The organism is Nocardia sp. NPDC004582 (assembly GCF_053602115.1).
In genome coordinates this window covers 1-8,119 of sequence record NZ_JBSGCY010000211.1, presented here as the reverse complement: position 1 = coordinate 8,119, position 8,119 = coordinate 1, and the positions used below count along the sequence as shown (strand labels likewise).

Annotated in this window: 10 protein-coding genes and 2 pseudogenes; 11 read left to right on the top strand and 1 reads right to left on the bottom strand. The window is 70.5% G+C overall.

All coding sequences use genetic code 11. The features are described from left to right. From ACWELJ_RS32225 to ACWELJ_RS32190, 8 genes and pseudogenes are all read left to right on the top strand, one after another. Positions 1 to 156: pseudogene (locus tag ACWELJ_RS32225) on the top strand (nitronate monooxygenase); the annotation flags it as partial. A gap of 175 nt (positions 157 to 331) precedes the next feature. Next, positions 332 to 1,561, top strand: coding sequence for a phosphoserine phosphatase SerB (serB, locus tag ACWELJ_RS32220; RefSeq protein ID WP_452369854.1), 1,230 nt, complete (start codon positions 332 to 334; stop codon positions 1,559 to 1,561). 111 nt (positions 1,562 to 1,672) lie between these two features. Then, entirely contained in the window at positions 1,673 to 2,116 is a 444-nt protein-coding gene (locus tag ACWELJ_RS32215; protein ID WP_452369856.1) for a protease inhibitor I42 family protein, read from the top strand. Between the two features lie 21 nt (positions 2,117 to 2,137). After that, entirely contained in the window at positions 2,138 to 2,881 is a 744-nt protein-coding gene (locus ACWELJ_RS32210; RefSeq protein ID WP_452369853.1) for a peptidyl-tRNA hydrolase, read from the top strand. A gap of 148 nt (positions 2,882 to 3,029) precedes the next feature. Continuing rightward, entirely contained in the window at positions 3,030 to 3,251 is a 222-nt protein-coding gene (locus tag ACWELJ_RS32205) for a hypothetical protein (protein WP_452369852.1), read from the top strand. Between the two features lie 25 nt (positions 3,252 to 3,276). After that, positions 3,277 to 4,110, top strand: a complete 834-nt coding sequence (locus ACWELJ_RS32200) for an ABC transporter ATP-binding protein (RefSeq protein ID WP_452369851.1) — start codon at positions 3,277 to 3,279, stop codon at positions 4,108 to 4,110. Between the two features lie 150 nt (positions 4,111 to 4,260). Beyond that, positions 4,261 to 4,758, top strand: coding sequence for a MoaF-related domain-containing protein (locus tag ACWELJ_RS32195; protein WP_452369850.1), 498 nt, complete (start codon positions 4,261 to 4,263; stop codon positions 4,756 to 4,758). 116 nt (positions 4,759 to 4,874) lie between these two features. Then, positions 4,875 to 5,648: an NUDIX hydrolase gene (locus ACWELJ_RS32190; protein WP_452369855.1), complete on the top strand. Its 774-nt coding sequence runs from the start codon at positions 4,875 to 4,877 to the stop codon at positions 5,646 to 5,648. A gap of 10 nt (positions 5,649 to 5,658) precedes the next feature. On the opposite strand, the gene ACWELJ_RS32185 is transcribed toward ACWELJ_RS32190, so the two are convergent. Continuing rightward, the gene (locus tag ACWELJ_RS32185) at positions 5,659 to 5,937 is read right to left on the bottom strand and encodes a hypothetical protein (protein WP_452369849.1); all 279 of its coding nucleotides are present in this window, start codon (positions 5,935 to 5,937) and stop codon (positions 5,659 to 5,661) included. Between the two features lie 75 nt (positions 5,938 to 6,012). Between ACWELJ_RS32185 and ACWELJ_RS32180 the strand changes: the two genes are divergently transcribed. From ACWELJ_RS32180 to ACWELJ_RS32170, 3 genes and pseudogenes are all read left to right on the top strand, one after another. Next, entirely contained in the window at positions 6,013 to 6,792 is a 780-nt protein-coding gene (locus tag ACWELJ_RS32180) for an enoyl-CoA hydratase-related protein (protein ID WP_452369848.1), read from the top strand. Between the two features lie 35 nt (positions 6,793 to 6,827). Then, complete coding sequence (locus ACWELJ_RS32175) at positions 6,828 to 7,805, top strand: class I SAM-dependent methyltransferase (RefSeq protein ID WP_379101513.1); 978 nt, start codon at positions 6,828 to 6,830, stop codon at positions 7,803 to 7,805. A 19-nt stretch (positions 7,806 to 7,824) separates the two neighbouring features. Continuing rightward, positions 7,825 to 8,119: pseudogene (locus tag ACWELJ_RS32170) on the top strand (hypothetical protein); the annotation flags it as partial.

Below are 8,119 nucleotides of genomic sequence, written 5' to 3'. Positions count from 1 at the left end.
GAGCTGGCCGCCGCCAATGCCGCCGACGATCCGCGCATCGCTCCGGTCGACGCGGGGCAGGGGGTCGGGCTGGTCACCGCGGTGCGGCCGGTCGCCGAGATCCTGCGCGAACTCGGGTCCGGCGCCGCCCGCCTGCTCGGGCGGGAGGGCGACTGACCCGGCGGCGACCGGACCCGGTCGCGGGGGAACGCGACGGACGCTGAGCGCCGCCGACGTGATGCCCGCCACCGTGGGCGGACGTCGGCGCGGTCCCGCCGACGCCGACCTGACAGAATGAGCTGCCGCCGCATGTCGGGCGGGCCACGTTGTCGCAGGGACAAGGAGTCATCGATTGAGCGCGTCTGACACGACGGTTCTGGTCACGGTCACCGGACCCGACAAGCCGGGCGTCACGTCGGTGCTACTGGCCGCGCTGGCCAATAACGGGGTCAGCCTGCTGGATGTGGAGCAGGTCGTCATCCGGGGCCGCCTCACCCTGGGCGTGCTGGTGTCGTGTCCCACCGATCCCGAGTCGCTGCAGGATCAGCTCGAGGACGCCATGGCGTCGATCGGCATGGACGTGGACGTGGAGATCGGGGCGAGCGCCGTGTCGGGCGCCAAGCTGTCCACCCATGCGGTCGTGGTGCTGGGTTCGCCGGTCACCGCCCGCGCCTTCAGCGCCATCGCGCGCAAGCTGGCCGCGCAGGGCGTGAACATCGACTCCATTCGCGGCATCGCCGACTACCCGGTGACCGGTCTGGAACTGCTGGTGACCGTGCCCGCCGCCGACGCGGACACCGAGACCGAGCTGCGCACCGCGCTGTCGGCGGTGGCCGCCAAGGAGAGCGTGGACGTCGCGGTCGAGAAGGCCGGGCTGGCGCGACGGGCCAAGCGGCTCATCGTGTTCGACGTGGACTCCACCCTGATCCAGGGCGAGGTCATCGAGATGCTGGCCGCGCACGCCGGTGTCGAGGACGAGGTCCGCGCGGTCACCGAGGCCGCCATGCGCGGCGAGATCGACTTCTCCGAATCGCTGCGCCAGCGCGTGGCCACCCTGGCCGGGCTGGACGCCTCGGTCATCGACGAGGTCGCCGAGCGCATCGAGCTCACCCCCGGCGCCCGCACCACCATTCGCACCCTGCGCCGCCTGGGCTTCCGCTGCGGTGTGGTGTCCGGCGGCTTCCGTCAGGTCATCGAGCCGCTCGCGCACGAACTGGAACTGGACTTCGTGCAGGCCAACACCCTCGAGATCCGGGACGGCAAGCTGACCGGCGCGGTCACCGGCGAGATCGTGGACCGGGCCGCGAAAGCCGTTGCGCTGCGCCGGTTCGCGGCCGAGACGGGCGTGGCCATGGAGCAGACCGTCGCGGTCGGCGACGGCGCCAACGACATCGACATGCTCAACGCCGCCGGACTGGGCATCGCGTTCAACGCCAAGCCCGCGCTGCGCGAGGTCGCCGACGCCGCGCTGTCGCATCCGTTCCTGGACGCGGTGCTGTTCATCCTGGGCGTCACCCGTGACGAGGTCGAGGCCGCCGACGCCCGCGACGGCGGGATCCGCCGGGTGCCGCTGCCGCGGTAGCCGGCCCGGTCGCCGCAACGCGTCCAATTCGGTTGCGCCACCCACAGCTCCGCTCTCGGTACCGTGGTCGGGAACCCGGTCACGACCGAAGGAGTCCGTGTGCGCGTGCGTATGCCGCTGATGCTGCTGACGGCCGGCCTCGCGCTGGCCGCCTGTGGCACCACCAATCCGAACGAGGCGCAGCCGCTTTCGGCGACGAGCGCCGCGGGCACCACCGCCGTGCACGCGGCGCTGCGGATCGGCGCGGACGCCGACGGCACGACGGTGAGTCTGGCCGTGGGACAGGGCCTGGTGGTCACCCTCGAGGCCAATCCGACCACCGGATTCGGCTGGCAGCCCGGTGAGCTGGACCAGAACGTGGTGAAGCAGAACGGTTCACCGGAGTACGAGCCGGACCCCAACCCGGACGGCAAGGTCGGCGTCGGCGGCAAGTCGGTGCTGAACTTCGTGGCCGTGGCCCCCGGCTCCACCACGCTGAGCCTGGCGTACATGCGGGCCTGGGAACAGGGCGGGGAGCCCGCCAAGCGGTTCACCGTGAACCTGACGGTGCGTTAGAACGTCGTTGTAGGAGTGGTTGTGTCGAGCGTTGGATCCACCGTCGATGCCGGTTTCGAGGCCAGGCACGCGGAACTGGCGAGGGGTTACGGCGGCGGGGGCGATCCCGCCGATCCGGCTCTGGTCCAGGCCATGCAGATGGTGTTGCACATTCCCAAGCACGATCCGCCCGCGCGGTCGGCGCTGCTGGCGGCCGCCGCCTCCGCGGTGGTCGCGTTGTGCCTGGACGAGCGGGTCGGGCCGGGCGGGGAGTGGGAGGAGCGCTACCTGACCTGGAAGCGCTCGCGCATCCGGAAGGTGGCGCGGCGGGCGCGCGGCGCGCAGTGGCTGGCGGCGCAGGAAGTCGACGGCGTCACAGTCGATTTCGGGGGCGCGCAGGCGCGGGCGCTGGTGCCGGGTCCGGTGGGGGACGTGGATCCGCGGATCCGGCGGCTCCAGATCAGCGGAACCGAGTTGCCCGAGGAACCGGACATCGCGATCGATCCGGAATTCCCGGTGCTATGGGTGGACTCGGAATTGGGTATGACTGTGGGGAAGGCAGCGGCACAGGTAGGGCATGCCAGCATGTTGCTGGCAGGCGCCTTACCGGTGCGGCAAGCGTATGCGTGGGCCGCCACCGGGTTTCGGTGCACCGTCGCGGAGGCCGATCCGGGCCACTGGGCGGAATTGCGACGGCGGGTGGCCCGGGGCGACGCGGTGGCGGTGCGCGACGCCGGGTTCACGGAGGTGGCCCCGGGGTCGATGACCGTGATCGCGGTGCCGTAGGTCGGATGGCACGGAGGCGACGCCCGCGAATGGCGCACTAGCGAAACCGAATGGTCGGCGCGGTGACCCATATGGGCAGCGCGTATCGACTTCCCCGACCGGGTGGTCCAGGATCGATTCACGAGTTTCCTCGAAAGGAAACCACGAAATGACAACATTGCTGGTTGTTCTCATCGTGTGGGCGGTGCTCTCGATCCCGGTGGCACTGATCCTGGCACGCATGTTCCGCTCCACCAGGGCCGATGCCCGGGATCGGGGAATTCGCGAGCCGGAACGCGACCTATTGGAATTCGATACGCGCACCCGTGAAATCGCTTATCGTCCCCGCACTTCCGGAGAGGACACGCCCCGGATTCAGCCACCACGTTGACGATCGTCCAGGGTGGTGGGCCAAGATGGACCCCGTGCCGCAACCGGATCCCGATCTGCTCATCGATTTCAGCGACGTCACCGTCCGACGTTCCGGACATACCTTGGTGGGTCCGGTCACCTGGCAGGTGGAATTGGACGAGCGCTGGGTCGTGCTCGGCCCCAATGGCGCCGGCAAGACCTCACTGCTGCGGATGGCCGCCGCCGAGATGCACCCCACCTCCGGAACCGCCAATCTGCTCGGCGAGACCCTGGGCCGCGTCGACATCAACGAACTACGCCCGCGCATCGGTATTTCCTCCGCCGCCATCGCCAGCCGGGTGCCGATCGACGAGAAGGTCGCCGATCTCGTCGTCTCGGCGGGCTACGCGGTCATGGGCCGCTGGCGCGAACGCTATGACGACATGGACACCGACCGGGCCATCGACATCCTGGAAAGCCTGGGCGCGGAACACCTTTCCGACCGCACCTACGGCACCCTGTCGGAAGGCGAGCGCAAGCGCGTGCTCATCGCCCGCGCGCTGATGACCGATCCGGAACTGCTGCTGCTCGACGAACCGGCCGCCGGCCTCGATCTGGGCGGCCGCGAGGAACTGGTCGAGCGTCTCGGCGACCTGGCCGCCGACCCGGACGCCCCCGCCACCGTGCTGGTCACCCACCACGTGGAGGAGATCCCGCCGGGCTTCACCCACGGGCTGCTGCTCAACGAGGGCGCGGTGGTCGCGCAGGGTCTGCTCACCGACGTGCTCACCTCGGAGAACCTGAGCGAGGCGTTCCGGCAGTCGATCCAGCTCGACCGCATCGACGGCCGCTACTTCGCGCGCCGCAGCCAGCGTTTCGGGCGGCACCGCAACCGCTGACGGACGGCGCGGCAACGGCTCGGATCCGGAGCCGCATGCCGTGAAATGACCTCCCGCAACCTGTCTCGCGAACCTCGGCGCGCTGCGATTGCGTCCTTCGGCAATGCCGGGCAAACTGTCCGCAACTGCCGCTGACGGAGGGAGCTGGCTGTGGGCCGGACCATCGGTGCCATCGCAGACCGGGGTGTCGGCCCCATCGCGGCCCGGGGCACCGGCGCGCTCGCGGTCCTCGCCGTAGCCCTCGCCGCCACCGGCTGCGTGGCCGATCCACCGGCCCCCCAGCAGGTTTCGAAGTCGCACGCCGCGGCGACCCTCGGCAAGGCCGCGGTGCCCGCGGACCTGAACGGCAAGACGGTGCAGCTCACCTACGACACCGGCTCGGGCGGCACCATCACCTTCGCCGCCGACGGGCGCAGCGTGACCTACACCGCCGCCGATACCGGACGCCGGACCAGCACCCCGGTCGCCGTCGCGCCGATCGAGGCGGGCATCTTCCTGGTTACCTGGACCGACGATGCCGGGGCGGTGGTCAGCCAGGTGCAGAACTACCGCACCGGCAGAATCGAGGGCACCTGGACCCGGCATCCGGATCCCGCCGGGCCGCCCGTCATCGAGACCCGCACCGGATCAGTCCATGTGACCGAGTGAATTCGGGCCGATGTTATTTCGCTCGGGTAAGGGTTATGGTGCGAAATGTGAGCGAGACAGTTGCAGAGCCCGGATCCCAGCCCGCCGCGCGCCCGGTCAAGGACGCGTCCACGGTCATGCTGGTGCGCGACGGTGCGCACGGGCCCGAGGTGTTCCTGCAGCGCCGGGTCGGCGGCATGGCCTTCGCGGGCGGGATGACCGTCTTCCCCGGCGGCGGCGTCGACCCCTCCGACGCGTCGGTGGCCCTGGACTGGGCCGGACCCGAAGCCGCCTGGTGGGCCGAGCGATTCGGCATCGACGCGGGCCGCGCGCAGGCGCTGGTCTGCGCGGCCGTGCGCGAGACCTTCGAGGAATGCGGCGTGCTGCTGGCGGGTCCGACCGCCGACACCGTGGTCACCGACACCGCCGTCTACGCCGCGGCGCGCGGGCAGCTGGAACGCCGCGAACTGTCCTTCGCCGAATTCCTCACCCGCGAGAACCTGGTGCTGCGCGCCGACCTGCTGCGCCCCTGGGACAACTGGATCACCCCGGTGATCGAGCCGCGCCGCTACGACACCCGCTTCTTCGTCGCGGTGCTGCCGCAGGGCCAGCTGGCCGACGGCGCCACCTCCGAGGCCGAGGTCGTCACCTGGTGCACGCCCGCCGAGGCCATCGACCGCTGGCACGAGGGTCTGGACGTGCTGCTGCCGCCCACCTGGACCCAGCTCGCCGCATTGGGCGAATTCGCTTCCACCGCCGAGATTCTCGCCGCCGAGCGCGCCATCGTGCCGATCATGCCGGTCTACGATCCCGAGGCCGAGGGCCCGGCGCTGGCCTTCCCGGACGCGGACCGCTATTTCGCGGAACTGCCGGAGAACGCCCGCATCCGCGGTTCGCAGCGGCCGGAGTAGCTCAGCGGGCTCAGTGCTGCGGCGTGGCCGCGGCCCACACCAGGCTCCACAGCATGGCGCTCACCGCGAACCCGAGCGCCGCCGCCGCGGCCACCACGTGGGCCTGGATCCCGACTCCGACCGCGACCGGCAGCCCGACCTGGACCAGCGCCACCACGAACACCCGCAGCCAATACGAGGGCGGCTGTTCGGGTTCGGGTTCGGGCGGGCGCTCCGCCGAGCAGAAGGGGCATCGGCTCGCCACGACCGGCAGGGTCGAATCGCAGCTGGGGCACCACATGTCACGCATAAGAACTCCACGATCGAGCACGCCCGCACGGGCGGAGGGACACCATACCCACCGCCCGAAGTAGGGTGGTCGGCTGTGGCCGAATTCGTGACCGTGGACCGGGGCGTGGCAGAGGGTGTCGCGGTGCTCCGCATCGCCCGCCCCCCGATGAATCTGATCGATCTGCAGGTGGCGCTCGAGCTGGCGGCCGCCGCCGAGGAGATCGCGGCCGACGCGTCGATCGCGGCCGTGGTGGTCTACGGCGACGCGCGGGTGTTCAGCGCCGGCGACGAGCTGGCCGAGCTGGCCCGGCTCACCCCGGAGCAGGCGCGGGCCATGGCGGCGGATTTCCAGTCGGCGCTGGGCTGCCTGGCCCGGCTGCCGCAGCCGATGGTCGCGGCCATCAGCGGCTACGCGCTGGGCGCGGGGCTGGAACTGGCCTTGGCGGCGGATCGCCGCGTCATCGGCGACAACGTGAAACTGGGCCTGCCGCAGATCAAGGCCGGGCTGATCCCGCTGGCGGGCATTCGCCGCCTGAGCCTGCTGATCGGGCCGTCGCACGCCAAGGATCTGGTGTACAGCGGCCGCTTCGTGGATCCGGAGGAGGCCGCGGCGCTGGGCCTGGTCGACGAGGTGGTCGCGCCCGACGATGTGTTCGCCGCCGCACTGCGCTGGGCGGGGCAGTTCGCGGGTGGTCCGGGTGCGGCGATCGCGGCCGCGAAACGGGTCTTCGAGGCCGGTACGCACGGTCATGATCGGGCCCGCCGCGAGTGGGCTGACCTGTTCGGAACCGAAGATCAGCAGGTTGGAACACGTTCTTATTTGGTCGACGGTCCGGATGCGACCCCGTTCACCGGTCGTTCAGTGGCCCGATAACACCGCTCACCGGGCTATTCATTAGGCTTGCCTGCATGACAGTTGGTCCTGAAGACCCCGCGCCGAACCCGCACGCCACCGAGGCCGAGGTCCAGGCCGCGTATAGCGACAATAAGCTCGCCCAGGTCCTGTATCACGACTGGGAAGCCGAGACCTACGACGACAAGTGGTCGATCTCCTACGACGAGCGCTGCATCGAATACGCCAAGGGTCGCTTCGACGCCGTCGCGCCCAGCACCGAGCTGCCCTACGAGCGGGCCCTCGAACTCGGCTGCGGCACCGGCTTCTTCCTGCTGAACCTGATGCAGGCGGGCGTGGCCGAGCGCGGCTCGGTCACGGACCTGTCGCCGGGCATGGTCAAGGTCGCCACCCGCAACGGCCAGAACCTGGGCCTCGATGTCGACGGCCGCGTCGCCGACGCCGAGACCATCCCCTACGAGGACGACACCTTCGACCTGGTCGTCGGCCACGCCGTGCTGCACCACATCCCGGATGTGGAACTCGCGCTCAAGGAGTGCCTGCGCGTGCTGAAGCCGGGCGGTCGCTTCGTCTTCGCCGGTGAGCCGACCACCATCGGCAATATCTACGCGCGCCGCCTGGGCCAGGTCACCTGGAAGGTCACCACCACGGTCACCAAGCTGCCGTTCCTGAGCGGCTGGCGTCGCCCGCAGTCCGAGCTCGACGAGTCCTCGCGCGCCGCCGCCCTCGAGGCCGTCGTCGACCTGCACACCTTCGACCCCTCCGACCTGGAGCGGATGGCCCGCAGCGCGGGCGCGGTCGAGGTGCAGGCCAAGACCGAGGAATTCGCCGCCGCCCTGTGGGGCTGGCCGGTGCGCACCTTCGAGGCCGCCGTGCCCGAGGAGAAGCTGACCATCGGCTACCGCATGGCCCAGTACAAGGCGTGGCTGGCGTTCTCCGCCCTCGACGAGAAGGTGCTGCGCCACGTGGTGCCCCGCCAGTTCTTCTACAACGCCATGATCACCGGCGTGAAGCCCGGCGCGTCCGCCAAGTAGGCCGACTCCACGAAAACCCGTGGGCTACGCCTTCACTCGCGACGACATCGCCTACCTCTCCAGTGCCGCCGGCGCGGCGGCCCTGGCCGAGGTAGGCGATTTCGCGCTGTCCTCCGCCTCGCTCCTGAAGGATCTGGAGCGCATCCGCCGCGGGCACGGCGAGCGGTCCGCGGCCCTGGTCGAAACCGTGCGCCTGCGCCGCCGGGCCGCCGCCAAACTGGCCGACTCCACGAAAACCCGTGGGCTACGCCTTCACTCGCGACGACATCGCCTACCTCTCCAGTGCCGCCGGCGCGGCGGCCCTGGCCGAGGTA